This is a genomic window from Streptomyces sp. P17, assembly GCF_032436805.1.
In the GTDB taxonomy this organism is placed as follows: Bacteria; Actinomycetota; Actinomycetes; order Streptomycetales; family Streptomycetaceae; genus Streptomyces.
On record NZ_JAVRBF010000821.1, the window covers coordinates 1 to 272 of the forward strand.

Consider the following 272-nt stretch of genomic DNA (forward strand, 5'->3'; position numbering starts at 1 on the left):
GAATTATTGATGGATGCACAGCAGCAATTTTCTATTGTAGCAGATACAGCTCAGAAAGAAAAAGCGGTTATTAGTGGTTCTGCCGATAATGATCTTTTTAAACAGTATTCGATTTTTTCCACTGAAAAAGGAAAACTTTTACAACAACTTGAAGCTGCGTTTAAAGCTGCTACAAATAAAGCCGATTCTACCCGGATAAGAGAACAGATCATTAAAACCGATAAAGCATTAAGGGATTATCAAGAAAATATTATTAAAACAAAACCGCAGAG

General features: G+C 34.2%; 1 protein-coding gene. It reads left to right on the top strand.

Going from position 1 to position 272, the window contains the following annotated elements; translation table 11 throughout:
- Positions 1–272 (top strand): hypothetical protein (locus RMT89_RS43090; protein WP_315889211.1); only part of this gene is annotated, 272 nt, incomplete at both ends.